Raw genomic sequence first — 26,470 nt, forward strand, 5'->3', positions numbered from 1 at the left:
CTCGCCGCCGGCGAACTCGGTGCCATGCACCCGCCAGACGCCGATACCGTCCTCGTTCGTCACGGCGAACTCGGCGTCAAGAGCGAGCAGGTCCGCCGAAAGATGGAGGCGCGGCTCGCGGACAACCTCGCCGCGATGCTCGACGCACGCGGCCTGTCCGGCACCATCGAACAGCGACGGAACCGCCTGTTCGTCCACACGGACCGACCCGACGACGTGACGGCGGCCGCGGCAGACACGTTCGGCGTCGCCTCGGCCTCGCCGGTCGTCACCGTCGACCCGACGCTCGACGCTATCGAGGCGGCGCTTGCGGCCACGGCCCGCGAGCGCTACGAGGGCGGCGCCTTCGCCGTGGACGCCCGCCGGGCCGGCCCGGCCGACCAGCATCCGTTTTCTAGCACCGACATCGAGTCCGAGGGCGGTGCCGCCGTCTGGGACGCCATCGAATCGCTCGGCGAGACCCCAACTGTCGACCTCGACGACCCCGACCTCGAACTGTTCGTCGAGTGCCGCGCCGACCAGGCGTACGTCTTCTGCGAGAAGCGCGGCGGCCCCGGCGGCCTCCCGCTCGGGACCCAGCGTCCCGTCGTCGCGCTCGTCAGCGGCGGCATCGACTCGCCCGTCGCCGCCTGGAAGCTGATGAAACGCGGCGCGCCCGTCATTCCGGTCTACGTCGACCTCGGCGACTACGGCGGCCCCGACCATCGCGCCCGGGCACTCTCGACGGTCGAGGCGCTCGCTGCCTACGCGCCCGGCTACGACCTCTCTGTTCACGTCGTCGACGCGGGCGACGTGGTCGCGGACCTCGCCGAGTCGCTCGACTCACTCCGGATGCTCGCGCTCCGACGGTTCATGCTCGCCGTCGCCGAGACGGTGGCCGACGAACACGAAGCGGTCGGTATCGTCACCGGAGAAGCGATCGGCCAGAAGTCGAGCCAGACCAGCGCGAACGTCGCGGTGACCGACGCGGCGACCACGCTGCCCGTCCACCGGCCGAACCTCACCGCGGACAAGGCCGAGATCACCGATCTCGCCCGCGACATCGGGACCTTCGAGGACTCGACGATCGACGCGGGCTGTAACCGCGTCGCCCCCTCCTATCCCGAGACGAACGCCTCGCTCGACCGGCTCCGGGCCGCCGAACCCGACGACCTCTTCGACCGGGCGGCCGCCTGCGCCGAAACGCGCGACGTCGTCCCCATCGAAAGCTAAATCTCCGGGGCGGGCGAGGGTCGAGCCATGACGCAGGTCTGTCTCGTCGGGAGCGAGGACGTGAACCTCCGCTACGAACTGCTCTCTCGCGAGACCGCCCGGAACGCCCTTGCGACCTACGATCTGCAGGAACCCTTCGAGAACACCGTCACCGTCGAGACGGTCAGCCTCGGCGCGGCAGTGGCGCTGTTGAACGACCTGAACTGGTATCTCGTCCGGTTCGCCGACGCCGCGTTCGTTCGCGACCCCTCCATCAGCGAGACGGAGTGGCTCTCGCGCGACCTCGCGCGCGCCATCCGCGACGACGAGATCGCTCCCGAGGACACCGGCCGCTTTCTCAAAGTGTACGGCGTCGTCGACGCAGCCGAGAGAGAGGGGGACGACGAGAACGACACGCTGGACCGACCGCCCAGCCTGGTCGAGCCGATGCTCCTGACACGGACCGGTGAGACGATTCCAGAGTACGACCTCAGGGACGTGGACGACACCCTCGTCGTCAGAGTGACCGAGTCCGAGTTCGGCGCGTGACAAAAAGTGCCCGAATGTCAGAGGCACAGCCGCGGCCGGGCACTCCGCGTGGGCGGCTGCCGTTGACCGACTCGCCCACATCTCTCGACACTCGTCCGAACGGCATATACCGATGGTCCGGGAACATTCCCGGATCCTGAGTATCACCATCTGTCATCGGATATGGGCCACTGAACGGCAAGAACAATATCAGCTACCGACAACATATGATACGGACATGGGACAGGTTCCTTCGGTGGTCGACGTCGTCACGAAGCGGTACGAGTTTCTCACCTCGCTATCAACACCGAAAACGAAACCCGAACTCGTAGCCTCGCTCGACCGGTCACGGTCAACCGTCGACCGGGCGGTCGGCGCGCTCCGCGACGCCGATCTCGTCGAACGGTCGGGTAGCGAATACGTCGTCACCTATGCGGGCCGACAGGCGACGGCGGCGTACGAGGGGTTTCGTGACCGACTCGATGCACTCCAATGCGCTCACCCTGTTCTCTCCACGCTCCCTCCAGACGTCGACATCGACCCGTCGGTGCTCCACGGTGCAGACGTGGAGACCACGTCACCGTCGGCACCGACCGCACCGACCGAGCGAAACGTCGATATCCTCGAGGGAACCACGTCGTTCCGCGGGATCGGCCCGGCGGTCCTCCCGCGCTACGTCGACGTCATCGAATCTCTGTGGAGCGACACAGCCGTCGACGTCGAACTGGTGGTGACCGAAGCCGTCGCCGAGTCCCTCGACAGCGCGCTCCCCGACAGACGCGACACGCTCGAAGACCTATCGAACGTCTCGCTGTACGTGACCGAGAAGCCGATGCCGTACGCAGTCTGGACCGCCGAGAAGACTGACGGGGCCGCCAGCGGCATCGTCGTCTACACCGAGACGGGCATCAAGGGAACCATCAACAACGACACCGAACCGATGAACGAGTGGGCCCGCGAGAAGTACGCGACCTACAGGCGAGACGCGCGACCGCTCGACTAGTCGCGGTCGAACATTCCGGTCGACATGTACCGCTCGCCGCTGTCCCAGAACACCGTGACGACCAGCGGGTCGTCGACGCCGTCGTCGACGAGGCGCTCGGCGACCTCGTAGGCCGCGAGGTTGGACGCGCCCGAGGACTGCCCGACCAAGATTCCCTCCTCGCGCGCGAGGCGGCGACACTCGTCCTCCGCCGCGTCCAGGTCGATCGTCAGCACGTCGTCAAGCAGGTCCGTGTCGAGGTTGTCGCTCACGAACCCCGGGCCCATCCCCTGAAAACTGTCTTCACCGGTCCCCGGTTCCATCCCCGAGAGGACGGCGTTGCCCGCTGGCTCGACCGCGACGATTTCCACGTCGGGGAACGCTTCACGGAGCCGTCGCCCGGTTCCGGTGATGGTGCCGCCCGTGCCGACGCCAGCGACCAGCGCGTCGACGGTTCGATCGCCCACCTGCTCGAGGACTTCGGCTCCCGTCGTCTCGTAGTGGGCCCGCGGGTTCGCCGGGTTCTCGAACTGCCGCAACTGAACGTAGCCGTCCCGTTCGGACAGTTCGTCCGCGCGTTCTTTGGCGTCCGAAATGTCACCCTCGACCAGTTCGATCTCCGCGCCGTACCCCTTCATGATCTGCCGGCGCTCCGGCGATTTCGAGGACGGCATCACCAGCACCACGTCGTATCCCTTCGTGGCACCGACCATCGCCATCCCGATGCCGGTGTTGCCACTCGTCGGTTCGACGATCGTGTCGCCGGCCGCGAGTTCACCGTCCTGCTCGGCCGCCTCGATCATGTACTTCGCCGGTCTGTCCTTGGCCGACCCACCGGGATTGAACGACTCGACTTTCGCCGCGACTGTCGCCCCCTCCGGCGCGCGAACCGACACCAGCGGGGACCCGATCGTATCGAGGATGGTGTCTCTCATCGCCGCCGGCTACGCGACCCCGACTTAAACGCCTACTGAAGGTCCCAAAGGCTGTGCACGCTCTCGCGCCTCGGCAGTTCTTTCCGGTTCCGGTGCGGTCCGAGGTCAGCGAGCGTGTCGCTGGGAGCCTACCGTGGTCCGCCGACCACTTCCCGCAGCCGATCGGCGACGACCGACGAGTCCTGTGGCGACGCTCTCTGCTTGTATCATAAAAAAACGAGCTGCCCTGACGGACAGCGATCCCTCTCCGCGTGCATAACGACAAACGGCCCACAGCACGCGCTGTGCTGTGGGCCGTGTAGGTATGAATGGTGGCGGCGAACCGGTTTTCCCAGAGGCTCGCGCACTCCAGTACTCGCCGGAACGCTGGCGGGCTTATCTTCCGTGTTCGGGATGGGTACGGGAGGCAACCCCGCCGCTATGGCCGCCTAACGCCGAGTCGCGGAATCGAACCGCGAGATTACCAGTCTCGGTTGGTCTCCACCGTGTGTTCGTGCGATCCAGTTTGCGCCTGGACTCGTTCAGCGACGAGTAAATCGTCGGTGAATGAGTCACAGTGCGTATGAATGATGGCTTGGTCTGTTAGTGCTCGTGGGCTTAACGTCTCGTTACCTCGACGCGCACACCCCGAGTCTATCGACCCCGTCTTGTACGGGGGACCTCAGCGGTGTCTCTTTTCCAGGTGGGTTTCGAGCTTAGATGCGTTCAGCTCTTACCCCGTGTGGCGTGGCTACCCGGCACGTGCTCTCTCGAACAACCGGTACACCAGTGGCCACCAACCGTAGTTCCTCTCGTACTATACGGTCGTTCCCGTCAGACACCTTGACACACCCAGTAGATAGCAGCCGACCTGTCTCACGACGGTCTAAACCCAGCTCACGACCTCCTTTAATAGGCGAACAACCTCACCCTTGCCCGCTTCTGCACGGGCAGGATGGAGGGAACCGACATCGAGGTAGCAAGCCACTCGGTCGATATGTGCTCTTGCGAGTGACGACTCTGTTATCCCTAGGGTAGCTTTTCTGTCATCAATTGCCCGCATCAAGCAGGCTAATTGGTTCGCTAGACCACGCTTTCGCGTCAGCGTTCCTCGTTGGGAAGAACACTGTCAGGCTATCTTTTGCTCTTGCACTCGTCGCCGGGTCTCTGTCCCGGCTGAGATAGCCATAGGGCGCGCTCGATATCTTTTCGAGCGCGTACCGCCCCAGTCAAACTGCCCGGCTATCGGTGTCCTCCTCCCGGAGTGAGAGTCGCAGTCACCGACGGGTAGTATTTCACTGATGTCTGGGTGGCCCGCTAGCGCGGGTACCTCTGTAATGACTCCTACCTATGCTGCACATCGGCGACCACGTCTCAGCGACAGCCTGCAGTAAAGCTCCATAGGGTCTTCGCTTCCCCCTGGGTGTCTCCAGACTCCGCACTGGAATGTACAGTTCACCGGGCCCGACGTTGGGACAGTGAAGCTCTGGTTAATCCATTCATGCAAGCCGCTACTGATGCGGCAAGGTACTACGCTACCTTAAGAGGGTCATAGTTACCCCCGCCGTTGACGGGTCCTTCGTCCTCTTGTACGAGGTGTTCAGATACCCGCACTGGGCAGGATTCAGTGACCGTACGAGTCCTTGCGGATTTGCGGTCACCTATGTTGTTACTAGACAGTCCGAGCTTCCGAGTCACTGCGACCTGCTCCGTTCCGGAGCAGGCATCCCTTATTGCGAACGTACGGGACTAACTTGCCGAATTCCCTAACGTCGGTTGCTCCCGACAGGCCTTGGCTTTCGCCGCCATGGACACCTGTGTCGGTTCTCGGTACGGACACCACACTCCCTTTTCACGGGCCCCAGGTTGAATCACGTTTCCCTATCTCGCCGTTCGTCCGCTTCGTGCCATTACGGCTTCCACGGAGTTTGACGATTCGACCGGGCGAAGGCCCGGCGTGATCGACCCCAGGGCGTCGGTTTCACTGTGTGGTGGCACGGGAATATTAACCCGTTTCCCATTTTGTCTCAGTCGAGTTGCGGTGAGACTTAGGACCGGCTAACCCTCAGCTGATCAGCAGTGCTGAGGAACCCTTATCCATTAGGCCGTCGGGGTTCTCACCCGACTATCGCTGCTACTATGGCCAGGATTTTCGTCACTCATCGGTCCACAGGAATTCTCACCCCTGCTTCCATCCAATGAGAGCGCCAATCTACTCGATTGCCCTGTAACGGGCACGGACAGGTCTCGGTGGTGGATTTGAGTCCCGATCATTTTGGGCGCCTCAAACCTCGGCCGGTAAGCTGTTACGCTTTTCTTAGAGGGTAGCTGCTTCTAAGCTCACCTCCCGGCTGTCTAGGGCTCGAGACCACCTTCAGAGGATTACACTTAATCCACACTTGGGGACCTTAACCTATCTCTGGGTTGTTCCCCTCCTGGTACACAGGCTTACCCCGCGCACCGGAATCCCCGCGTCAAACGGCGTCTGTAAGTTTGGAGTTTGACAGGTGTGCCGACTCCTCTCGGAGGCGGTCACACCAATCGGTCGCTCTACCTCACAGACTACCTCGGCGGAGGTCATGCTTCGACATGTTTCGATTGGAACCAGCTGTTGCCGGACTCGATGGGCCTTTCACCCCTACACGTAGATCACGAGAGGGTATTGTAGGACACCAACTCTAACAGGCTTCCACGTGCCTTTCGGCACGCTTCACCTTGTCCACGCGTAGATCGTCCGGATTCGGGTCGTGTCCACATGGCTCCCCGCGCTTGAACACGGCGGCCCTCGGGCAAAGCCCTGCGGCCATGTCGGTTTCCCTGTGCCTCCCCGGATACTCCGGTTAGACTTGCCATATAGACACACTCCCTGGCTCGTTTTTCAAAACGTACGATAGAACATCGGCTTCCCGTGAGTCTTACTGGAGACTCGCGTCTCGGTCATTCGTCAGGGGACCTTGTATGCCCTATCGCTCGATCGCCAGCTGAGTTCATGCTCTATTTCGCCTCCCTTCTGAGGGTACTTTGCAGCGTTCGTTCACACTACTTGTTCGCTATCGGTCTCAGGTCGTATTTAGCCTTCGCAGTCGATGCCTGCGACATTCGCGAGGGATATCCAACCCCCGCTACTCTGGAACTACCGCACAGCGTACTGGTCTCGAGTACGGGGTTGTCACCCTGTATCACGCTCTGTTCCAAGAGACTTCGTCGAGACGGTCGGCTGATGAGTGGTAGCCCTGACACCACATTGCCCGTGAGGGCTTCGGTTTGGGCTGTATCGCGTTCACTCGCGGTTACTAACGACATCACGTTGCGTTTTCTGTTCCGCCCGATACTGAGATGTTTCAGTTCTCGGGGTTCCTCATTGCGCGAAGCAATTGCAGAGGAGATTCTCATTCGGAAATCCACAGTTCTTAGCCTCCGTGCGGCTCCCTGTGGCTTATCGCAGCTTGGCACGTCCTTCATCAGCGCCTGAGCCGAGCAATCCACCAGCTGGCATAGTAGCCAACGTCATTGTGACTCGTTAAACTGAACGAGTCCAGTGGACGCCTGGATCGCACGTACACACGGTTTCATATTCGCCCCCAAGGTGGGAGTGGTGGGCGAATCGACCCTTCCCAAGCGCGGTTTGACCCGGCTTGGTGCATCTGTCGTCGTACCATATCCCATCGCCGTCCCACACTTAAGGGGCACGGTTCGGGACCGGCACGAGGTACGGACCTGTCGGGAGTTGCACCCGACCTCCCCGCGAGGGGATATCCGCCTCGGATAGGTCTCGTGAGCCCAGCGGGCCCATGCAATAGTCGGCGCTTGCCGACTCGCGGTGACTTGTGGTCACCAATCAGTGTAAGGTGGGTTGGGGCAGAGCCCCAATCCCGGTCAGTAGGAGGTGATCCAGCCGCAGATTCCTCTACGGCTACCTTGTTACGACTTAAGCCCCCTTGCGAAGCCCAGATTCGACCAGCGCATGCTGGCCTCATCCGGACCTCACTCGGGTGCTTTGACGGGCGGTGTGTGCAAGGAGCAGGGACGAATTCACCGCGCGCTTCTGACACGCGATTACTACCGAATCCAGCTTCATGCGGGCGAGTTTCAGCCCGCAATCCGAACTACGACTCCGTTTCGAGATTAGCTTCGCCTCTCGGCGTCGCATCCCTTTGTCAGAGCCATTGTAGCCCGCGTGTTGCCCGGTCCATTCGGGGCATACTGACCTACCGTTGCCCGTTCCTTCCTCCGCTTTAGCAGCGGCAGTCTCCGTAGTGTACCCAACTACCACGTGGGTATTGCTGGCAACTACGGATGCGGGTCTCGCTCGTTGCCTGACTTAACAGGACGCCTCACGGTACGAGCTGACGGCGGCCATGCACCTCCTCTCAGTAGCGTCGGGTAAAGTCGTCAACCTGACCGTCATTACTACTGTCGGGACCGGTGAGATGTCCGGCGTTGAGTCCAATTAAACCGCAGGCTCCTCCGGTTGTGGTGCTCCCCCGCCAATTCCTTTAAGTTTCATCCTTGCGGACGTACTTCCCAGGCGGCTCGCTTATCGTCTTCACTACGGCACATCACGTGCTCATGGCACGTGACATACCTAGCGAGCATTGTTTACAGCCAGGACTACCCGGGTATCTAATCCGGTTCGAGACCCTGGCTTTCGTCCCTCACCGTCGGGTCCGGTCTCTCGACGTGCTTTCGCCATTGGTGGTCCGTCCAGGATTACAGGATTTCACTCCTACCCCGGACGTACCCGTCGAGTCTCTCGGCCCCAAGCTGTGCAGTTTCCACCGGACGCCGACCAGTTGAGCTGGTCGATTTCCCAATGGACTTACACAGCAGGCTACGGACGCTTTAGGCCCAATAATATCGGCCATCACTTGGACTGCCGGTATTACCGCGGCGGCTGGCACCGGTCTTGCCCAGTCCTTGTTCCTGCACCACCTTACGGTGCAGAAAAGCGAGGGCTATATGCCCTCGCACTCGGAGTCCCCCTATCGCACTGTCGTGCAGTGTAAAGGTTTCGCGCCTGCTGCGCCCCGTAGGGCCCGGTATCTTGTCTCAGATACCGTCTCCAGGCTCTTGCTCTCACAACCTGTACCGATTATCGGCATGGTGGGCCGTTACCCCACCATCTACCTAATCGGCCGCAGCCACATCCTACAGCGCCGGAACGTTTCCAACTCTCGACACTCCAGTCTGAGAGTCGTATCCGCTATTAGCCTCAGTTTCCCGAGGTTATTGCGGTCTGTAGGGTAGTTTGGCCACGTGTTACTGAGCTATATGCCACGAGTATGAACTCGTGCGACTAGCATGGCTAAATCGGACTCCGATAGCAATGGCCTCCGGCAGGATCAACCGGAATGTGCTGATATACATCAGCGGCGGAAGTGGTTGCACTCCGTCGGAAGCTAACCCATCGATTCCTACGTCGATGGTGACTACTGCATGGGTCCGTGGGCTCACATCAGATTCCATCTTGACGGCGGACCGCAGGGGTGGAATCCTCATGGGGTGAGCAGTCGCCAGCCCCAGACGGGGAAGGCGACGAACTCTCGTAGCCCGATCGGCCAGGTGGCCGATTGGGCTGTGTCGTCCCGGGCACGCCGCCCGGTGCGACCTTCGCATTCATTCGGATGGGTGGGGTACATATAAATGAATCGTCTCGCAGCCGCCCTGTGTTGGTTGCACACGACGCATACGTAACGTGATGCCCACACACACGAAATCGCAAGACTGCGACCAGATAGTGACAGGCCGACACACATACATTCTCGATATCTTTCACATTAGTTCTGTCGTCAGCGGCGTGGCGGCATTACATATCAATAGGTAGCGGTATTGAGTGGGCAGGTATCAGGGAAATCGTGTGCGCGTGGCGGATCGCTACGCGTCACGAAACTCACGGGTAGTCGCGGAGAAGCCGCACCGGCGTGGCGTTCGTCGGTCGATACGAGTCAGTACAGCGTGACTATGCGGTCAGGGAGTCGATGTGGCCCTCGGCCCGGAGCTGGTCGGCGTCCTGGCCCTTGTAGCGCCACTCGATGTTGGCCTTCTCGTCCTGCCAGTCCCAGGGCTCTGCGAGAACGATGTCGTCCTCGTTGATCCAGGTTCGGAACTTCATCCGGCCCGGGATTCGTCCCATTCGGGTCTCTCCGTCCTCACAGAGGATTCGGACGTGATTGCCGCCGAGGTGTTCTGTGACCACTGCAAACAGTTCGTCGCTTGTAGGCATGCGGAGATTCCGCCGCCCTGTATCATCGCTCACAGAATAAATACGTGCGCCCGCTGTATAAGTTGTTTGAGAGTTACGATAGCGTGTGGCATGCATTGGGCGAGCTGCGAATCGAGCGCCGATACACGAAAGCAGCCATTGAACTTCAGGCACGCACGATCGCAGGACTGCAGTGCGATCGAAAAGCCACTCTGTCAATTGGTACTGTAGCTAATCGAAGAAAACGAAACGTGTGGAAAGGAGAATCGTCGGAGAGAGTCGATCTGCGGACGAACGACGTCAGTCGGCCGCCATCGGGCGGGGCTCGTCGGTCGCCTCGGCCATCTCCGTCGTCAGTTCATTTGCGAGAGCGAAAACAGCGTCCTTGTGGTCAGTTTTCGACTTGTGAATCGATGTCGGTTTGACACCGAGGTCGGCGTATCGATCGTGTTCGACTTCAGAATCGGCTTCGGCCTCGTAGTGGTGCTGTACCTGTGCGAGAAGGCTATGAAGGTGAATGAGCTCTTGTTTCTTCATTAGTGTCCAACCCTTGTAATTGGAGGGTAATAGTACTACCTTGCCAACGGTTATCACGTTACTTCGCCGATATTTATTCTAAAACCAGTATCAGAATGAAAGAAGCCCCCTCTAAATCATCGTACTTAGCGGCTATACCTCCTCAATGTTTATTTCTATTTTTAATATTCCCTACACAGTAAGTGATATTAACCGAACGTTCAGATACGTAGACAGGATCGCGGCGCGCAACGAAGCGTCCGAGAGTTGCGACGGAGGGGATCCCCGGCGGCGCGCGCGAACAGGAAAAGAGCGGCGTTCATCGGCGTAGTGACCGGGATAGGTGGCAGCTACCATGTCGAGTGCCAGGGCTACCCTCAAGAGATCGTCCGAAGGCTGACTGACGTGTTGTGTATCACGGCACGATCGATGCCCGTACACCGATAGGTGTACGACTCGCTCGGATGGGGATCCCAGTGAGGCGCATTTCTCTCGAAGAGTCGCTGCCACGCCGCAGGATAGGCTGTGTTGGAGACGTTAACCGAGACCGTCGCTGCAGTCGGAGCGTCGCCGGCCTTCGGCGAGACGAGTGTCTCGTCCCGAAGCGACGTCTCCAGGGTCACGCGATTCGCCGCGGAGAAGTTCGTCTGGCCCGTGAGCGTAAGGACTGAGAGATACGCGCTGTCGGGACTACACCTGAACGACGGCTCTCGGGAGACGACCAGCCCTTCTGGTTGCACTCTGAACACCGCCCCACTGGTGTAGACGATGTCGCTCCCGCCGTCGGTCTCGCGGACGAGCGTTCGACTCTGAATTATCGTCGAGTCGCCGTCGACCGTCACGTTGAGGGCAGACGATCGCTGGGAGAGACCGTGCCCCTGTAGCTTGATGCTGGTCGTTCGACGCGGCGCGCCGTCGCGAATGTGGTCGCTCGTGGTCTCGGCGAATCCGACCATCGTCGTCTCCGCGACGTCGACCGCGGCCCCGCGTTGCACCGTCTCGAACGCGCCGAGGCCGCCGAGGGAGACCAGTGCGATCCCACCCACGATGATGCTGAACGTCAGGGTGAACGCGAGCAGGTCAGAGACACCGCGCTCACCGCGGGCGATCTCGTTGTCCCTCATCCGCGGACCACCTCCATGCAGTCGGTGGTCGCGTTGTACCTGACGATCATCGGCCCGCTGCTGGCGAAGGACCGACAGACTGCCGTCTCGTTGTCGAACCGGACGACCGCGAACCGATCCATCGCCGTCGCGTTCACGTAAACGCGCGTGCGCGAGGCGTCGGCGGTCACCTCGACGTTGTACGTCTGGTCGGCGATCCGATCGGGATATGTCGCCCGGAAAGCCACCGAGCCGTTGAGATCCGACGTGGCGAACGCGTCGAGGCGGAGCAAGTCCCTCGCGACACCGTCGCCGACGTTCTCGAGCGCTTCCTCGGTCACGCGCTCGCGCTGGGACTCGACCATCTGGCTCCCGCCGATGAGGAGCCCCGTCACCAACAGCGCAGTGATACCGATCGTCAGCGCCTGCGTCACGGCTGGCGAGACGCCGCGGTCGTCCCGACGGAATCCGTCGATCACGTGCTGTTCACCTCCACGAGGACCGTCCGATTGTAGCTCGCCGACGGCGTGTCGTACGTGGTGTCGACCGCGGGGACAACCGGGTAGGGAGCAGTGTCGCCGGCGTCGTAGCTCGTACCGGGGAAGTCACCGATCGCGGCGAACCGATACGACCCGCGCACTCGGTTGCCCTTCTCGATGCGAACGGTGTAGGGGGCGTCGAGCGTCGACGTGAAGGGCGCAAACGTGCCCGTCGTCCCGTCGATCGAACAGGTACCCTCGAGCACGTCGATCTCGGCGTCGCCGGTGTCGGCACACGCGCTCGGCCCGCCGTTGACGGTCACGTGCTTGACGGCACCGGGGTTCGTTTCCGTCACGTCCATCGTCCAAGTCCCGCCACCGTCGCCCTCGACGACGAGAGTGAACGGCGTCCCGGCACCGGGGACGTCCTTGACGGTCAGATTGAAGACGACGATGCGAGGGGCGTCCGAAGCGATCGTCCAGTCGACGTTCGATCCGGTTCCACCGGGTCGCGTGAACCGTGCCGATCCCGTCTGATTGACCTCGGTCCCGAGCGAGGCGGTCTCGTTCAGCGTCGCGTTGAGGTACGTCCCGTCACGGCCGCCGACGACCCGGTTGTGGGTCACCGTGTAGTTCACGAGGGCGTCCCGATAGCGCGTCTCGTACCCGTCGAGGTCGTCCCCGCGAGCCTCCACGGCCAGCCGTTCGAGGTCACGGTTCACGGAGGCTTCGCGATCAGCAAGTCGCTCGATGCTGTGAGCGCTTCCCGTCGTCGCGATCGCGTCGGTGACGGCCAGACTGTGGGCGAAGAGGATCGTACTGAACACGACGATGGCGATAGCGACCCCGCCGATCAGCAGTAACTGTCCGCGGTCGCGCGCTACCATACGACCAGACGCACCTCCACGACGTTGTAGACGATCGAGTCCGGCCTCGCGTCCGGGGCGAAGTAGTCGCCGACGGCAGAGAGCGGCGGGCCGGTGCCACTACAGTCGCCGATTCGGGTCGGCATATCGTCGGTCAGGGTGACCGTCTCCGTCGCGACGGCCGCGTCGGCGGGATTGTCGGCGGCGTTCTGATTCGCCGCCTGCGAGACGAGATCGGTTTTCCTGTCGTTCGCGTCCCGGTCCCAGTAGCTGAGATAGACGTTGTACTCGTCGCCTTGCCGGTCGAACGTGTAATTCAGCATTCGCTCGAACTCGGTCGAACTCCCGGTCTGGTTCCCGTTGAGCGTCGGGGCACCGACGCTGTAACACCGCGTCGCGTTCTGCAGTGCCCCGGTCTCGGCAGCCAGCGAGAGGAGGTCCGCCGCGCGCGCGTCGAGCTCGGCCGTCCGCTGCTCCGCACCGGTCTGGAACGGGCCGGTGTCGACCGCCGAGAGTCCGTAGACCGTCGCCGTCACGACGACAATGGCCGCGAGCACGCCCTCCAGCGTGTACGCTTGTCCCCGCATGTTACCACACCCGTACCACGAGCCAGCACACCGGGTCGCACTGGTCGGTGTTGGTCAGTTTCACGACGCGGGTCGCTCGCGCGACGTTCTGTCTGTCCGTCGAGTCGGGTCCCCAGGCGAGCGTGTCACCGTCGTCGACCGCCGGCTCGCGTGTGCCCTCGTAGAGCGTCGACGCGTTGATGATCGTCACGTTCACGCGCGGATTCGCCCGTCGGTCGGTCGCGACGAGGAGTCCCGCGTCCGCTTTCAGCGCGTCGAGTTCGGCCGTGTCCGCGTCGAGCGACGCGTTGATCCCGCCGGTCGTGTTGTAGGCGAGGTGGTTTCGCGTCCCCTCGACCGTGAAATTCTCGACCAGGTAGGTCGCAGTACGGTCCGCGATCGGTTGGCTGCGCTGTACGTCCGGGGACTCGTACACGGCGATAGCACTGCCCTGTACGAACGCTAACACCCCGATTATCGTCACGAGCAGGACGCTCACCCCGACGGCGAAGTCCTGCGGAGTTTGTGCTCTTGTATCCATATCCCACACACCCTATTTTCCGTCTGATACGTCTGCTGTCGAACCGCGGGGCGTCCGTTACCCCACGGCGATCCACACCACCAGTGCGATCGTCGAGAGGATGACCGCGAATTTGACGCCGGCGACGAGTTTCACCTCGCGGATGTAGCCCGCGATGAACGACGACAGCAGCGCCTGCAGCGTCACCGCGTGGAAGAACAACATCGACAGGAGGTCCGTGTCGACGCTGCCCCCGAAGTTACCGCCGGGCGCGCCGCTGCCGCTCGATCCCGAGGCCTGCGTGGCGAGTCCGGCCATCACGTCGAGGAACTGCGTCTTCAGCAGCGCCATGACGCCGAGCAGCGTCAGGTACGTCATGATGATGATGACCGTCTGCATGCGCGTCCGCGACTTGCGCTCGCGCTCGATGTCGTCCTGGTTCTCCGAGGCCTGTGCGGCCGTCGAGAGCACGTCCTGAATCTGGCTGGAGGCTTCCTGGGCCTCCGCGATGAGCTTCACCGTCCGGGCCAGCCGCGGGACGTGATACTTGTTGTTGAACTCTCGGAGCGCGTCTTTCAGGCTCGTCCCGTAGTTCACCTTCGCGTGGATCGTCTCGAACTCGTCGGAGAGCTTGCCCGCGGAGGTCTCGGAGACGACCTTGATCGACTCGAGCAGGGTCATCCCGGTGTCGTTTGCGGACGCGAGCTTGCGGAGGTTCTCCGAGAGGTTCCCGATGATCGCCTTCCGCGAGCGGAGGTTCCACTCGTAGAAGACCATCAGCGGGACGAAGTTGATGTACATCGGGACGTACACCCAGAAGAACGTCGAGCGGACCGGAACCGCGATCATCCCGTCCAGCGAGAGCGGTGCCCACCCGAGGACGATGGCGACGACGATCGCGAGTATCGAGGTCGGGATCGTCAGCCCGAGGACCAGCAGCGGGTGGTCGCGGAAGAACAGGTCCGGGCGCTTGAGGATCTCCATGAGTTCGTAGGTCCCCTCGCGACGCTTGATCCGGTCGAAGACGCCGTAGGTCCCGGCGTAGTTTTCGATGAGACCGAGGTTGAACACGCCGACGCCCTCGTCGACGACGAGCTCCTTCTCGCCGGCGTTCGACCGGAGGTAGCCGTCGCCGATTGAGTCCTGCGTGACCGTCGAGACGAGCACGAGAAAGCCCAGGCCGGTCAGCGGGATCAGCCCGTAGACCGTCCCGTAGATGAGCGACTGCTGGGCGTTGCCCATCATCGACATGATGACGAGGATGATGATGAGAAGCAGCGGGAACAGCGAGAGCGTCATGTACATCTCGCCGAACAGCTCGAGCGTCTCCAGCTGCTTGTTCTGCTCCTGTCTGGCGGTCCGCATGTGCTTTTCCTTCTGGTCTTCGAGGAAGGAGGTCATGTCCCCGCCGGAGTTGATGATCGAGAGCATGTCGGTCAGGAACTGCGACAGCTCGTCAGAAGGGGTCTGAATCGCCTGATTGCGGACCGCGGTCCGGTAGTCGGTGTCGAAGTACTCCGTTTCGAGGACGATGGACTGGAACTCCTTTGCAACCTCGCCGTAGGTGTCCTCTGCCTGTCCCATCGCCTGCAGAATTTCGAGTTGATTGAGCCCACCGACCGACAGCGCGTACATGAACGAGACGGCGTCGGAGAGGAGGACGTTGATCTCACGCTTTCGGGCGCTCGCCCGGAAATATGGGATGGAGACGAGCGAGCCGAACCCGATGGCGAACCCGATCGCACCGAATATCACGCCGGTCACAAGCACCAGGAACGGGATCTTCAGCACGTCGAGGATGGCGGAGACGTTCTCCGGGACCGGAATGCCGATCAGCGTCGGCGCTTCGCCGCCGGCGAAGAGCAACTGGACGAGGAGGTAGCCGAGCAGCGTCCCGACGAGCCACAGCGCGAGGCCAGCGATGACGCCCACGGCGAGCGCACGCGCGAGGAACATCTCCACGTTGTCCGCCATCCTGGCCTGGGCCAGCTTGTTCTCGACGCTGTCGACGAAGTCGCCCTCCTCGTCGAACACCATTTTGTACACCGGGTAGAACGTGTCGCCGAGCGCACCGCCGCTCCCGAGCTGTTTCTGTCCCGGTGTGTCCATGCTCATTCGCTATCTGCCTCCGCGCCGGCCTTGGGAACGAACTGGCCGAAGTCGATGCCGTCGTCCTCGCCAGTGCCGTCGGCATCCGCGTCCCCGTCCATCAACGCCGAGACGATGTCCGGCGTCTCGCGGCTCTTGTAGGTGTCGAACAGCGGCTGCGCGTTGTCGAGGACCTGCTTGGTCTCCTCGACCATCTCCGGCGGGGCGTCGGGCCGCGGGACCATCTCCTCTTTCTCGGGCTCGATGTCGATCTTGACGGACTCCATCTCGCGGAGGTCTTCGAGCGACAGTTCGAGCTGCTCGTTCGCGATGAGCGTCAGGATGGTCTCGGGGTCGTTGACGAACGCCTGTACCGTCGCGGCCACCTGCGTGTACGTGTTCAGCCCCTGCTCGATGAGATACGCCAGGACGACCTTGCGCTTGAACAGTTCCTCGTCGAGCTTCTCCTGTGTCCAGCCCCGGTCGAACTTGATCTCCTCTAAGGTGTTCGAGTTCCCCATCTGGATGTACTCGTCCGTCTCGGCGCGCCACTCGTAGACGTCCCTGACGTTGATCTCGTCGTTCTCGGCGGAGTACTCGTTGATCTCGGTCAGCGACTTGTTCCGGCGCACCTTGTTGCCGTCGACCCGGGTCTGGGTCTGGATCGAGACGAGGTCCAGCGCGGTGAACAGCGTCTTCGAGACGTTGATCGGTTCGGTCGTGAACCGCTTGATGACCTCGCCCACGGAGTCGGCGTGGAAGGTCGTGTACGTGGTGTGGCCAGTTGACATGACCTGGAAGAGGGTCCGCCCCTCTTCACCACGGATCTCACCCATGACGATGTAGTCGGGCCGCTGGCGAAGCGCGGCCTCCAGCAGGTCGAACTCGTCGACGTCGCCCTTGTCGTCCTCCCCGAAGGAGGGGCGAGTGACGCTGGCCACCCAGTTTCGCTGGGGGAGTTCGACCTCGCGCGTGTCCTCGATGGAGACGATCTTGGAGTTCGACGGAATGAACAGCGACACCGCGTTCAGCGAAGTGGTCTTCCCGGACGCCGTCCCGCCGGCGAAGATGAGGCTCTTGTTGTTCTCGATACAGAGCCAGAGGAACGCCATCTCGTCTAAGCTAAAGGTGTTCCAGTTGATGAGGTCGATTGGGGTAAAGGGCACGTCCTTGAACTGACGGATGGTGTAGTTCGTCCCGTGATCCGACACCTCGCGGCCGAGGGTCAGCTGGGCGCGTGAGCCGTCCGGCAGGGTCGCGTCCACCTGCGGCTGGCGCTTCGAGATGCCCTTGCCCGAGCGCTGGGCGAGTTTGACCACGAAGTCGTCTAGTTCGCCCTTGCCGTGCTCCACGTTGGAGATGATTTGCTCGTAGTCAGTGTGGTAGACGAACACCCGGGAGTTGTATCCGTCACAGGAGATGTCCTCGACGTTGATGTCGTGTTTGACCGCGTCGATGCGGGCGTAGCCGACGAAGTCCCGCTTGAGCATGTAGAGCAGTTTCTCGACCTGGTACTCGTTCAGTGTCGACTTGTCGTCCTCGATGACGGCCGGCTCCGGGCGGGTCGAGAGACCGGTCAGTGGTCCCGTCGTCTCGTCGTCGTCGCTCTCGTCGAGACCGAACAGTTCCATGACCTGACCAAAGACGCCCTCGCTCCCGCCGCCGGCGTTGACCGGTCCGTCGTAGAGGTCGTACCGCGAGAGGAGCTGTTCGGCCTCGCGCTGGATGACTTGCGCACGGTCCGCGTCCGTCCCCTGAACGATGACGTCGTCCTCGGAGTATTTGATGGCGGTCTTGAGTTTGCCCGAGAGGAACTCACGGAGGTCGATCTCGATCGCGTTGAGGTACGGTTCGACGACGTAGTACTTCTTCTCGTTCTCCTTTCGCGAGTGGAAGATGACGACGCAGGCGTAGGGTTTGTTCACCCAGTAGCGTTCGAGTTCAGAGAAGTGGGTCTTCTTCGACTGTGGGACCGCCTTCTCGAGGTCGTATCGGTTGACGACCGTCGTGTGTCCCTCGCGCGTCGAGAAGAACTCGTCTTCGTCGAGGTCGGGATTCACGTCGACCGTGTTCTCGTCGACGTACTCGTGGAGTTCGCTGGCAATGTCCTCCGCGGCGGACAGTCTGTGTTCAGTGTGATCCGGGTCGAAGCCGAGGTACTCGCTGGCGTCGAACGGTACGACCGCGCCGTCGCCGTCGCGCGGGCGACTGCCGTCCTCGTAGTAGTACTCCCGTTTGAAGTGCTCCCACGAGTAGACGTCCTTGGCGACAGGGGTGGTCTTCGGATCCAGAAACTGTTGAAAATGGTCGTCGAGTGTCTTTCCGGCGCTCGCAGCGTCTTCGAGGCGGTTGGGGAGTTCTCGGGGTTCGAACCCGAGGTACTCGCTTCGATCGAACCGGCCGCCGTCGTGGAGTTCACGGCGGAGGTCGTCCCAGGTGTACTCGCCGACCCGGGCCGAGCGGTCAGTCAGGCCGCCCCCACTGACCTGATCCGAACCGCCCCCACCGGTATCATCGATAGCCATTGTTATTCATCTCCTTGTACGCAGGAAAAAACTTTACCCCCGATAAGTGTATGATAATATATACGTTTCGGCGAGTGCATCGCGATCTGTCTACAGTAGTAAGTCAGCCATACTGAACGTTTCGGCGAGAGTAACGGGTTCCTACTACGCGATGAATCTCTCGATCCGGGCCATCGCTTCCTTGAGATCGTCGAGTCCGGTCGCGTATGAGACGCGGAGATGGCCCTCGCCGCCCGCGCCGAAGGCCGACCCCGGGACCAAGGCGACCCGCTTCTCTTGTAAGAGTGCCTCCGCAAACTCGTCGGCGTCCTCCCACGGGCACTCCGGGAACGCGTAGAACGCGCCGGCGGCGGGGAAACAGTCGATCCCCATCTCCTCGAAACGGGTGAGGACGTACTTCCGTCGGCGGTCGTACTGGGCGGTCATCTCGGTGACCTCGTCGCGGCAGTTGTCGAGTGCCTCGATCGCGGCGTACTGGGCCGTCGTCGGGGCCGACAGCATCGAGTACTGGTGGATGCGGTTCATCGCCTCGATCGCTTCGGGCGGGGCCATCGCGTAGCCCAGACGGAACCCCGTCATCGCGAACGCCTTCGAGAAGCCGTTGAAGACGACCGTTCGCTCACGCATCCCGGGGAGCGACGCGATCGAAGTGTGGTCGTGCTCGTAGGTGAGGTCGGCGTAGATCTCGTCGGCGAACACGACGAGGTCGTTCTCGCGACAGAACGCGGCGACCTCGGCGATCTCGTCGCCAGTCATCGTCGCGCCGGTCGGATTGTTCGGGTAACAGTAGACGAGCGCGTCGGCGTCGGCCGCACCAGACGACTCCAGCACGTCGCGTGTGAGTTTGAACTCGTCCTCGGCGCGAGTCGGGACGTCGACCACGTCGACGCCCGCGAACGTCGCGCCGGGCACGTAGGAGACGTAACAGGGCTGGGCGATGGCCACGCTGTCGCCGGGGTTCAGCAGCGCCCTGAACGCCAGGTCGAGCCCCTCGCTCGCACCCGCGGTCACGAGAATTTCCTCGTCGGGGTCGTACTGGAGACCGTGGGTCGCCGCTTCGTAGTCGGCGATGCGTTCCCGCAGCTCCCGCTTCCCGCGGTTGGCGGTGTAGGACGTCCGCCCGCGTTCGAGAGAGGCGATAGCCGCTTCGCGGGCAGCCCACGGCGCGGAGAAGTCGGGCTCGCCGACGCCGAGCGAGATGATGTCGTCCATCTCCTCGGCCAACTCGAAGAAGCGCCGAATCCCGGACGGGGGGACGCTGTCGACGCGTTTGGCCGGTTCGAGCGTCATGGTGAGACCGACAGCCTGTCGTCGTCGTCGTGGTCGTCGAACTCCATGCCCTGTTCCTTGTAGGACTCCATGATGTAGTGGGTCACCGTCTGCGTGATCTCCGGGATCGGAGCGATCTTGTCGCTGATGAAGTGCGAGACCTCCCGCATCGAGTCGCCCTCGACCTCCAGATCGAAGTCGTAGTCACCGCTGACCAAACGGAGCGAGGTCACCTCCGGGAACTTCGCGATGCGTTCGGAGATGTCGTCGTAGCCCGTCTCGCGGTCCAGCGTGACGTTGAGTTCGACCGTGGCGCGGACGCGCTCCTCGTCGGTCCCGACGGCGTTCCAGTCGACGACCGCCTGATAGCCGCGAATGACGCCTGCCTCCTCGAACTCCTCGATGATCTCGGCTACCTCGCTCTCGGAGAAGTCCGTCAGCCGAGCGATGTCCTCGGTGGTGTAGCGAGCGTTCTCCCGTAGCAGGTCCAGTATCTCGCGGCGACTGCTCATACAGAGGTGGCGGAGCGAGGCGGACAAAAGCCTTGCTCAATGGTGAGAGAGTGTCGCATCCGGGCCGTAGATGGTTTTAATACCGTTCACGGTAAGGATCGGGTAATGTTCGAAGAGGGTGAACGACGCAGCGACTCGCAATCGGGGTGGGCATTCATCGCCGCGTACGACGGGGCCGCGGCGGTGATCGACGCGGTACTCGAACTCGATCCGACCGAGCGGTACACGAAGACTGAACTGAGCGACGAGGCAGGCGTCCCGCTGAAGTCGCTGTATCTGGACGGCACGCTCGAAGAACTGGTCACCGTCGGTCTGCTGGAGAAGCACGGAGACGAGGGCGAGGAAACGGTGTTCTCCGTGGACGACGGGAGTCCAGTGTTCGAGGCGGCTATGGCGTTCGACGACGCGGTCCGGGACCAGCAGTCCGACGCCTGAGGGCGACCGCCCGTCCTGTCGGCGACGGTACTATCCGTGGGATTTTATTCGGGGCGACCGAAATCACGGCCGATGGTCTCACTCGACTCGGAATCCGACGTGCTCCAGCGCGGTGACGAGGCCCCGTCGTTCGAACTCACCGGAACAGACGAGGAAACGCACTCGCTGGCCGAGTTCACCGACAACGAGGCCCTGCTCGTCGTGTTCACGTGTAACCACTGTCCGTACGCGAAGGCCAAGATCGACGAACTGAACCGTCTCGCGGCGGACTACGACGACCTCGCCGTCGTCGGGATCAATTCGAACGACCCCGAGGAGTACCCGGACGACTCCTTCGATCAGATGCAGGAACTCGTCGAGCGCGGCGAGATCGACTACGACGCGTACCTCTTCGACGAGTCACAGGAGGTCGCGGCGGCCTACGGCGCTCGCTGTACGCCCGACCCGTTCCTGTTCCGCAACGACGGTGGGACGTTCAAACTGGCCTATCACGGCCGCCTGGACGACGCGCCGAACCCGGACGACGACCCGAGCGAACGGGAAATGGCGGCCCACATCGAGACGCTGCTCGCGGGCGAGGACATCACCGCCGCCGAGAAGCCGTCACGGGGCTGTTCGATCAAGTGGAAACCCGGGAACGAACCGGACTACTGGGACGCCTGAGTCGGCGTCACTCGATCTCGTCGAGCGAGTCGAACCCGCTCCAGCACTCGCAGTCGAGGTCCTCGATCGACGTGACCTCGTCCGGGAGCGAGGAGATCGGCATCCCGTCGTCGAACTGGTCACACCCGTCGGCGTGGATGGAGAAGTCGTCGCTCGCCATGACCGGCATGTCCGTACTGTTCGCGTACCCTCGCAAAAATCCTCTGTCTCGCGCCAGAACTGCGCCGCCCGCGTCCGGTCGGTCGGCGAATTCGGCGCGCTGAGATCTGTCGTCGTTGCGTGAGGGGGCCCTCCCCGGAAAATTCCTGCCCGAAGCGAACCGGCATCCCCGTGTGAGTCATGAACGTTCCGGTAGTGTTGCCTGTGAACACTGAACAATTAGATGTCACGAACCCCGAACTATTTTTGATTGATGGGTTTATGGTTGCTGGTACGATACAATATCCAATGACCGGCGGGTCAGAGACACCGAACGAGTTCATCGACAGCGCGTCTTCGGTCCTGTTACTGGCACGATCTGGGAGCAACGCCGAGTGCGAGGGCTGTACCAGCCTCCTGTCCGAGCACGGACTGCGCGAGTCGAGAGCCATCTGCGTCACGATGGCGGAGTCCCCGGACTCACAGCTCTCACTCTGGCAGCAGCAACTTGACGACGAGATGCCGGAGGAGGCAGTCATCCTCGACGCGGGAAGTCAGCTCCCGGCCGAATCCCAGGCTGCCGGATCGGGCGCGTTTCCCTCACTGACGCTCGAAACGCTCCAGTCGTCCGTCGAGCCGATCGACATCGGGCTCGCAGTCGCCCGTCACCTCGGACGCTGGGAGGCCGCAGACGGCCCGTCGGTCCTGTGTCTCAACTCGCTCACAGACCTCCTGAACGAGTGGGAGCGCGACCGCGTCATCTCGCTCGTGACCGCGCTCAACAGACAGTGTAGCGAGATGGGCGTGATGTGTCACCACCACATGGACCCGGAGGAGAGCACCGAGGAGACCATCGAGATGTTTCGCCCGCTGTACGACGTGGTCTGCGAGTACATCCCGGACCACGGCTGGACGATAACTGGCTCCCCGAACGACGACGCGCCGACGTTCCGGGACTCGGTCGCACCGCCGGGCGGGGTCGCGAAGGGCAACCCGCAGGAACCGGAGACCATTCCGATCCCCTACTCCTTCGATCAGGTGCTCGAACTGATCTCCTCGCCCCGGCGCCGCTGTCTGCTCTATCACCTGAAAGACCGCACGGAACACACCATGGACCTCGACGAACTCGTCGAGCGAGTGTACGAGCGCGAGAAGTCGATTCCCGCGCGCAGGACGCCGAAGTCACGCGACGAGGTCAGCGTGTCCCTGGCGCACAATCACCTCCCGCGACTGGACGACCTGGGAATCCTCTCGTACGACGCCGACGACAACACGGTCGAGTACTACCCGAACCCCGCGCTAGAGTCGGCGATGCGGTACGTCGAGCGTCTCGAACTCGGATAGTCGCCGCCAGTCGTACCTTTATGTCACCGCTGGCGGCATACACCGACATGGACGAGACACCGCTACCGGCGGTCACCGAGCAGTTCGCCAGAACCATCGCCCCCGACGCCGACGACGTCATCACGGAGATGGACGCGAAGGCCGACCGCGAGGGATTTCCGACGGTCGGCCCGGCGGTCGGCGGTTGGCTCCGCCTCGTCGCGCGGATGGTCGACGCCGAGCGCGTCTTCGAGTTCGGGTCCGGGTTCGGCTACTCCGCGTACTGGATGGCTCCCGCGATCCCCGACTTGGGACGCATCGTGCTGACGGAGATCGACGCCGACGAACTGGACGAGGCGCGCGAATTTCTGGAGCGCGGGGGCTTCGCCGACCGGGCGGCCTTCGAACACGGCGACGCGATAGCGATCGTCGAGGACTACGACGGCCCCTTCGACGTGGTCCTCATCGACAACGAGAAGCACCGCTACGCCGAGGCGTTCGAGGCCGTCCGTGAGAAGGTCCCCGTCGGCGGAGCCGTCGTCGCGGACAACATGATCGAGGCCGGCCCGCTCGACTTCGAGGCGGTGCGCGCGCTCCTCGACGGCGAAGACGTCGACGCCAACGAGATGAGCCACGGCATCGCCACCTATCTCGAACGCGTGGGCGAGGACCCGGCCTTCGAGACCGGCCTGCTGCCCCTCGGCGAGGGCGTCGCGGTGAGCGTCCGCGTCGACTGAGCCGGCATTCGACTAGGCGCGACGGTGTACCCAAATGCTATGGTCGTTCGTTAACAACTAGCGTGCACTATGGCGAACGCCGACACCGGGACGGCAGCGACGGAATCGGGGCTCGACAGCGCCGTTATCGAGCGTGCGTCCGAGTGGGCCGGCGTCGACGAGAGCGACCTGTGCGACGCGCTGGTCGTGCTCCACGCCGACCTCATCGGTCGACACGGCCGGTTCGAGCGGACGTACGACTACGTTACCGTCGACGGGACCCGAGCATACCGTGTCGCCGACGAGGCCTGGGAGGAACTCCTCGGGGAGTTCGAGTTCGAGGGCGCGGTGGCCGACGCGGCCAGGCTCGCCCACACCGAACAGGCGAAGTTGCTGTTCGCGTCGTCGGTGCGGGGCGACGACAACTTCGATGCCGACGAGAGCGGGATCGTCATCGGAATCGACACGGCCGAACAGTTCTGACGCGCTCGCGGTCCGTTCACGGGCCTCCGATTCTCGTCTGCGAAAATGCGGGTGCATAGCTTATGTAGGAGGCAGGGTAACTGAGGGCCAACGGCTAGTCCTAACGCATGAGTCTGATGATAGATATACGGAAGCTCGGGTTGTTCAATCAGATGGCAAAGGAGGGCGGAAACACCGTCGCGAACCACCTGAGCCAGATGACGGGGATGGAGACGGAGATGGAGATCACCAAGATCAATTTCATCGACATCCCCGACATCAAGACCCACGTCGGCGACCAGAAGCAGATCGGTATCAGTATCGAGATGGTCGAGAAACCGCACGGTCACATCCTCTTTCTGTTCAACGCCGCCAGCGCGAAGGACCTCGCGAGCGGGATGATCGGCGACATGGGCGAGACCGACCCCAACGCCAGCGGCTTCACCGACATGGAACGCTCCGCCATCCAGGAGATCGGCAACATCATGACCAGCGGCTTCATCGACGGCTGGGCGAACGTCCTCGATACGACCATCGACATCTCGACGCCGAACTTCACCTTCGGACCGGGCAGCGGCATGGTCGACCAGCTCGTCGGCGACCGCGAGAACGAGATGGCGTTGATGTTCGACTCGCGCGTCCACGCACTGGAGTCCGACATCAACGTCAAGGTCTACACGTTCCCGGAGCTCGAGGAGCTCGTAGATCTGATGCAAGAGATCGAAGTGTAGGAATCGACCCACCGATAAACTCTGTTTCCCTCATGAACAATTTAGCAGGACTTCATGTATCATGCGCCCATGGAGCACGGTATGCCAGGAGGTTCTCCCCAGCAGCTGCGACCGTTCCTGTGGCGCGCCGAGCAACTGTACCCGGACACGGAGATCGTCTCGCGGACCAACGAGGGACTCGTCCGGTACGACTACGCCGAGTACGGTGAGCGGACGGCACAGTTAGCCAACGCCCTCGACGCCGCCGGGTACGGCGACGGGGAGCGCCTCGGGACGTTCTGCTGGAACACCAGCCGACACTTCGAGACGTACTTCGGCGTCCCCGGGATCGGCGCGCAGCTACACACGATCAACCCGCTCCTCCCGGACGAACACGTCCAGTACATCGTCGAGAACGCACAGGACCGGATTATCTTCGTCGACGTGTCGCTGTTACCGAAACTCGAAGGAGCCGTCGCCGACGACCCCGAGCCCTTCGACTCGGTCGAGCGGTACGTGGTGATGAGCGACGACCTACCGGAGACGGACCTCGACGCGGTCGCCTACGAGTCGTTCATCGCGGACCAGCCCACCGAGTACGACTGGCCGACGCTCGACGGAGACCGACCCGCCGGCCTCTGTTACACGTCGGGGACGACCGGCCGCCCGAAGGGCGTCGAGTACACCCAACAGATGCTCTGGGCGCACACGATGGGTATCCAGTCACCGCAGGGCATCCCGCTGGCCGACGACGACGTAGTGATGCCCGTCGTTCCGATGTTCCACGTCAACGCCTGGGGGTTGCCGTTCTCGGCGACCGCCGGCGGCGCGAAGCACGTCTACCCCGGCCCACAGCCCGACCCGGGGGACCTGGCCCAGCTCATCGAGGAGGAGCGCGTCACGGTCACCGCCGGTGTCCCGACGGTGTGGCTCGGGCTGATGGAGTACGTCGAGGAAAACGACGTCGACCTCTCGTCGCTCGAGCGCCTCGTGGTCGGCGGCAGTGCGGCCCCGGAGGCGATGATCCGCTTGTTCGACGACCGCGACGTGGAACTCGTCCACGCGTGGGGGATGACCGAGACGGCACCCGTCGGCGCGGTGGCGACTCTCAAGAGCGACCTACAAGATGCCGACTACGAGACGCAACTGGCCAAGCGCTCGAAGCAGGGACTCGTCTCGCCCGGACTGGAGTTCCGCGTCGTCGACGACGACGGCAACGAGGTCCCGCACAACGGCGAGGACTTCGGCGAACTGTACATCCGCGGGCCGTGGGTGACGACCGAGTACTTCGAACGCCCCGACGCAACCCGGACGGACTTCGAGGACGGCTACCTGAAGACCGGGGACGTGGTCACCGTGGACGAGGACGGGTACATGGAGATCGTCGACCGCGCCAAGGACGTCATCAAGAGCGGCGGCGAGTGGATCTCCTCGGTCGAACTGGAGAACGAACTGATGGCCCACGAGCACGTCGCGGAGGCGGCGGTCATCGGCGTCCCCCACGAGCGCTGGCAGGAACGTCCGCTCGCGATGATCGTGCCGACGGCGGACGCCGACGAGGACGCGCTCGGTGACGAACTCCGCGCGCACATCCTCGACTCGTATCCGAAGTGGTGGGTCCCGGACAACTTCGTCGTCATCGACGAGGTGCCCAAGACGGCGACGGGGAAGTTCGACAAGAAGGCCCTCCGCGAAGAGTACGGCGACGAGTCGCTCGTCGAGGGGCACGTGCCCGACGATGCCGCACCGGAGTGAGCAATCG

At 62.7% G+C, this 26,470-nt stretch carries 23 protein-coding genes and 3 rRNA genes; 10 read left to right on the top strand and 16 right to left on the bottom strand.

What is annotated here, in order from left to right; all coding sequences use genetic code 11:
• Positions 1-24: 24 nt before the first annotated feature.
• The 3 genes from ACOZ4I_RS09545 (at position 25) to ACOZ4I_RS09555 (ending at position 2,722) form a co-directional block, all read left to right on the top strand.
• On the top strand, positions 25-1,212 hold the full coding sequence (locus tag ACOZ4I_RS09545) for a tRNA sulfurtransferase (RefSeq protein WP_423998898.1): 1,188 nt from the start codon (positions 25-27) through the stop codon (positions 1,210-1,212).
• A gap of 27 nt (positions 1,213-1,239) precedes the next feature.
• Positions 1,240-1,740 (top strand): DUF5804 family protein, encoded by a 501-nt coding sequence (locus ACOZ4I_RS09550; RefSeq protein WP_423998900.1) that lies wholly within the window; start codon positions 1,240-1,242, stop codon positions 1,738-1,740.
• Between the two features lie 217 nt (positions 1,741-1,957).
• Positions 1,958-2,722: a helix-turn-helix transcriptional regulator gene (locus tag ACOZ4I_RS09555; protein ID WP_423998902.1), complete on the top strand. Its 765-nt coding sequence runs from the start codon at positions 1,958-1,960 to the stop codon at positions 2,720-2,722.
• Here ACOZ4I_RS09555 and ACOZ4I_RS09560 read toward each other — a convergent pair.
• The 15 genes from ACOZ4I_RS09560 to ACOZ4I_RS09630 all read right to left on the bottom strand — a co-directional run bounded on the left by ACOZ4I_RS09560 (position 2,719) and on the right by ACOZ4I_RS09630 (position 20,261).
• Positions 2,719-3,636, bottom strand: a complete 918-nt coding sequence (locus tag ACOZ4I_RS09560) for a PLP-dependent cysteine synthase family protein (protein ID WP_423998904.1) — start codon at positions 3,634-3,636, stop codon at positions 2,719-2,721. The genes ACOZ4I_RS09555 and ACOZ4I_RS09560 overlap by 4 nt on opposite strands.
• A 309-nt stretch (positions 3,637-3,945) precedes the next feature.
• A 5S ribosomal RNA gene (gene rrf / locus ACOZ4I_RS09565) occupies positions 3,946-4,068 on the bottom strand.
• 132 nt (positions 4,069-4,200) lie between these two features.
• A 23S ribosomal RNA gene (locus ACOZ4I_RS09570) occupies positions 4,201-7,125 on the bottom strand.
• A 371-nt stretch (positions 7,126-7,496) separates the two neighbouring features.
• Positions 7,497-8,968 (bottom strand): 16S ribosomal RNA (locus ACOZ4I_RS09575).
• Together the 16S, 23S and 5S rRNA genes form the textbook arrangement of a ribosomal RNA operon.
• Before the next feature lie 606 nt (positions 8,969-9,574).
• Positions 9,575-9,838, bottom strand: coding sequence for a translation initiation factor eIF-1A (locus ACOZ4I_RS09580; RefSeq protein ID WP_241692729.1), 264 nt, complete (start codon positions 9,836-9,838; stop codon positions 9,575-9,577).
• Positions 9,839-10,117: 279 nt separating this feature from the next.
• Positions 10,118-10,354 (bottom strand): UPF0058 family protein, encoded by a 237-nt coding sequence (locus ACOZ4I_RS09585; protein ID WP_423998906.1) that lies wholly within the window; start codon positions 10,352-10,354, stop codon positions 10,118-10,120.
• Positions 10,355-10,710: 356 nt separating this feature from the next.
• Positions 10,711-11,457: a DUF7289 family protein gene (locus tag ACOZ4I_RS09590; RefSeq protein WP_423998908.1), complete on the bottom strand. Its 747-nt coding sequence runs from the start codon at positions 11,455-11,457 to the stop codon at positions 10,711-10,713.
• Entirely contained in the window at positions 11,454-11,915 is a 462-nt protein-coding gene (locus ACOZ4I_RS09595) for a DUF7266 family protein (protein ID WP_423998910.1), read from the bottom strand. Before ACOZ4I_RS09595 ends, ACOZ4I_RS09590 begins: the two co-directional genes overlap by 4 nt.
• Positions 11,912-12,802 carry a hypothetical protein gene (locus ACOZ4I_RS09600; protein WP_423998912.1) on the bottom strand — a complete coding sequence of 297 codons (891 nt, stop codon included), beginning with the start codon at positions 12,800-12,802 and terminating at the stop codon, positions 11,912-11,914. Before ACOZ4I_RS09600 ends, ACOZ4I_RS09595 begins: the two co-directional genes overlap by 4 nt.
• The gene (locus ACOZ4I_RS09605; RefSeq protein WP_423998914.1) at positions 12,796-13,368 is read right to left on the bottom strand and encodes a DUF7288 family protein; all 573 of its coding nucleotides are present in this window, start codon (positions 13,366-13,368) and stop codon (positions 12,796-12,798) included. The genes ACOZ4I_RS09600 and ACOZ4I_RS09605 overlap by 7 nt, the downstream gene beginning before the upstream one ends.
• Position 13,369: 1 nt before the next feature.
• Positions 13,370-13,888 carry a DUF7287 family protein gene (locus ACOZ4I_RS09610; protein ID WP_423998916.1) on the bottom strand — a complete coding sequence of 173 codons (519 nt, stop codon included), beginning with the start codon at positions 13,886-13,888 and terminating at the stop codon, positions 13,370-13,372.
• Between the two features lie 57 nt (positions 13,889-13,945).
• Positions 13,946-15,982, bottom strand: coding sequence for a type II secretion system F family protein (locus ACOZ4I_RS09615; protein ID WP_423998918.1), 2,037 nt, complete (start codon positions 15,980-15,982; stop codon positions 13,946-13,948).
• Positions 15,979-18,480 carry a type II/IV secretion system ATPase subunit gene (locus ACOZ4I_RS09620; protein WP_423998920.1) on the bottom strand — a complete coding sequence of 834 codons (2,502 nt, stop codon included), beginning with the start codon at positions 18,478-18,480 and terminating at the stop codon, positions 15,979-15,981. The genes ACOZ4I_RS09615 and ACOZ4I_RS09620 overlap by 4 nt, the downstream gene beginning before the upstream one ends.
• Positions 18,481-18,624: 144 nt before the next feature.
• Complete coding sequence (locus ACOZ4I_RS09625; RefSeq protein WP_423998922.1) at positions 18,625-19,770, bottom strand: pyridoxal phosphate-dependent aminotransferase; 1,146 nt, start codon at positions 19,768-19,770, stop codon at positions 18,625-18,627.
• Complete coding sequence (locus ACOZ4I_RS09630) at positions 19,767-20,261, bottom strand: Lrp/AsnC family transcriptional regulator (protein WP_423998924.1); 495 nt, start codon at positions 20,259-20,261, stop codon at positions 19,767-19,769. Before ACOZ4I_RS09630 ends, ACOZ4I_RS09625 begins: the two co-directional genes overlap by 4 nt.
• A gap of 105 nt (positions 20,262-20,366) precedes the next feature.
• On the opposite strand from ACOZ4I_RS09630, the gene ACOZ4I_RS09635 reads away from it, so the two are divergent.
• Together ACOZ4I_RS09635 and ACOZ4I_RS09640 are read left to right on the top strand one after the other, a co-directional pair.
• Complete coding sequence (locus tag ACOZ4I_RS09635) at positions 20,367-20,696, top strand: hypothetical protein (protein WP_423998926.1); 330 nt, start codon at positions 20,367-20,369, stop codon at positions 20,694-20,696.
• A gap of 72 nt (positions 20,697-20,768) precedes the next feature.
• Complete coding sequence (locus ACOZ4I_RS09640) at positions 20,769-21,359, top strand: thioredoxin family protein (RefSeq protein WP_423998928.1); 591 nt, start codon at positions 20,769-20,771, stop codon at positions 21,357-21,359.
• Between the two features lie 7 nt (positions 21,360-21,366).
• On the opposite strand, the gene ACOZ4I_RS09645 is transcribed toward ACOZ4I_RS09640, so the two are convergent.
• Positions 21,367-21,528: a hypothetical protein gene (locus tag ACOZ4I_RS09645; protein WP_174242951.1), complete on the bottom strand. Its 162-nt coding sequence runs from the start codon at positions 21,526-21,528 to the stop codon at positions 21,367-21,369.
• Between the two features lie 278 nt (positions 21,529-21,806).
• Between ACOZ4I_RS09645 and ACOZ4I_RS09650 the strand changes: the two genes are divergently transcribed.
• From ACOZ4I_RS09650 to ACOZ4I_RS09670, 5 genes are all read left to right on the top strand, one after another.
• Positions 21,807-22,841, top strand: a complete 1,035-nt coding sequence (locus tag ACOZ4I_RS09650; protein WP_423998931.1) for a DUF7504 family protein — start codon at positions 21,807-21,809, stop codon at positions 22,839-22,841.
• Positions 22,842-22,888: 47 nt separating this feature from the next.
• Complete coding sequence (locus ACOZ4I_RS09655; protein WP_423998933.1) at positions 22,889-23,557, top strand: O-methyltransferase; 669 nt, start codon at positions 22,889-22,891, stop codon at positions 23,555-23,557.
• A gap of 69 nt (positions 23,558-23,626) precedes the next feature.
• The gene (locus ACOZ4I_RS09660) at positions 23,627-24,019 is read left to right on the top strand and encodes a hypothetical protein (RefSeq protein ID WP_423998935.1); all 393 of its coding nucleotides are present in this window, start codon (positions 23,627-23,629) and stop codon (positions 24,017-24,019) included.
• Between the two features lie 107 nt (positions 24,020-24,126).
• Positions 24,127-24,729: a chemotaxis protein CheC gene (locus tag ACOZ4I_RS09665; protein WP_423998937.1), complete on the top strand. Its 603-nt coding sequence runs from the start codon at positions 24,127-24,129 to the stop codon at positions 24,727-24,729.
• An 81-nt stretch (positions 24,730-24,810) separates the two neighbouring features.
• Entirely contained in the window at positions 24,811-26,463 is a 1,653-nt protein-coding gene (locus ACOZ4I_RS09670; protein ID WP_423998939.1) for a long-chain fatty acid--CoA ligase, read from the top strand.
• Positions 26,464-26,470: the final 7 nt, after the last annotated feature.

The sequence above is a fragment of the Haloarcula salina genome (genome assembly GCF_049603855.1).
GTDB classification, from domain to species: domain Archaea; phylum Halobacteriota; class Halobacteria; order Halobacteriales; family Haloarculaceae; genus Haloarcula; species Haloarcula salina_A.

Excerpts from the sequence above, each read along its gene's own strand:
- ACOZ4I_RS09640 (WP_423998928.1), top strand. The coding sequence starts at position 20,769 with ATGGTCTCACTCGACTCGGAATCCGACGTGCTCCAGCGCGGTGACGAG.
- ACOZ4I_RS09665 (WP_423998937.1), top strand. The coding sequence starts at position 24,127 with ATGAGTCTGATGATAGATATACGGAAGCTCGGGTTGTTCAATCAGATG.
- ACOZ4I_RS09550 (WP_423998900.1), top strand. The coding sequence starts at position 1,240 with ATGACGCAGGTCTGTCTCGTCGGGAGCGAGGACGTGAACCTCCGCTAC.
- ACOZ4I_RS09585 (WP_423998906.1), bottom strand. The coding sequence starts at position 10,354 with ATGAAGAAACAAGAGCTCATTCACCTTCATAGCCTTCTCGCACAGGTA.
- ACOZ4I_RS09560 (WP_423998904.1), bottom strand. The coding sequence starts at position 3,636 with ATGAGAGACACCATCCTCGATACGATCGGGTCCCCGCTGGTGTCGGTT.
- ACOZ4I_RS09600 (WP_423998912.1), bottom strand. The coding sequence starts at position 12,802 with ATGGTAGCGCGCGACCGCGGACAGTTACTGCTGATCGGCGGGGTCGCT.
- ACOZ4I_RS09650 (WP_423998931.1), top strand. The coding sequence starts at position 21,807 with ATGACCGGCGGGTCAGAGACACCGAACGAGTTCATCGACAGCGCGTCT.
- ACOZ4I_RS09580 (WP_241692729.1), bottom strand. The coding sequence starts at position 9,838 with ATGCCTACAAGCGACGAACTGTTTGCAGTGGTCACAGAACACCTCGGC.
- ACOZ4I_RS09545 (WP_423998898.1), top strand. The coding sequence starts at position 25 with ATGCACCCGCCAGACGCCGATACCGTCCTCGTTCGTCACGGCGAACTC.
- ACOZ4I_RS09630 (WP_423998924.1), bottom strand. The coding sequence starts at position 20,261 with ATGAGCAGTCGCCGCGAGATACTGGACCTGCTACGGGAGAACGCTCGC.
- ACOZ4I_RS09605 (WP_423998914.1), bottom strand. The coding sequence starts at position 13,368 with ATGCGGGGACAAGCGTACACGCTGGAGGGCGTGCTCGCGGCCATTGTC.
- ACOZ4I_RS09615 (WP_423998918.1), bottom strand. The coding sequence starts at position 15,982 with ATGAGCATGGACACACCGGGACAGAAACAGCTCGGGAGCGGCGGTGCG.
- ACOZ4I_RS09655 (WP_423998933.1), top strand. The coding sequence starts at position 22,889 with ATGGACGAGACACCGCTACCGGCGGTCACCGAGCAGTTCGCCAGAACC.
- ACOZ4I_RS09645 (WP_174242951.1), bottom strand. The coding sequence starts at position 21,528 with ATGCCGGTCATGGCGAGCGACGACTTCTCCATCCACGCCGACGGGTGT.
- ACOZ4I_RS09670 (WP_423998939.1), top strand. The coding sequence starts at position 24,811 with ATGCCAGGAGGTTCTCCCCAGCAGCTGCGACCGTTCCTGTGGCGCGCC.
- ACOZ4I_RS09590 (WP_423998908.1), bottom strand. The coding sequence starts at position 11,457 with ATGAGGGACAACGAGATCGCCCGCGGTGAGCGCGGTGTCTCTGACCTG.
- ACOZ4I_RS09635 (WP_423998926.1), top strand. The coding sequence starts at position 20,367 with ATGTTCGAAGAGGGTGAACGACGCAGCGACTCGCAATCGGGGTGGGCA.
- ACOZ4I_RS09620 (WP_423998920.1), bottom strand. The coding sequence starts at position 18,480 with ATGGCTATCGATGATACCGGTGGGGGCGGTTCGGATCAGGTCAGTGGG.
- ACOZ4I_RS09610 (WP_423998916.1), bottom strand. The coding sequence starts at position 13,888 with ATGGATACAAGAGCACAAACTCCGCAGGACTTCGCCGTCGGGGTGAGC.
- ACOZ4I_RS09625 (WP_423998922.1), bottom strand. The coding sequence starts at position 19,770 with ATGACGCTCGAACCGGCCAAACGCGTCGACAGCGTCCCCCCGTCCGGG.
- ACOZ4I_RS09555 (WP_423998902.1), top strand. The coding sequence starts at position 1,958 with ATGGGACAGGTTCCTTCGGTGGTCGACGTCGTCACGAAGCGGTACGAG.
- ACOZ4I_RS09660 (WP_423998935.1), top strand. The coding sequence starts at position 23,627 with ATGGCGAACGCCGACACCGGGACGGCAGCGACGGAATCGGGGCTCGAC.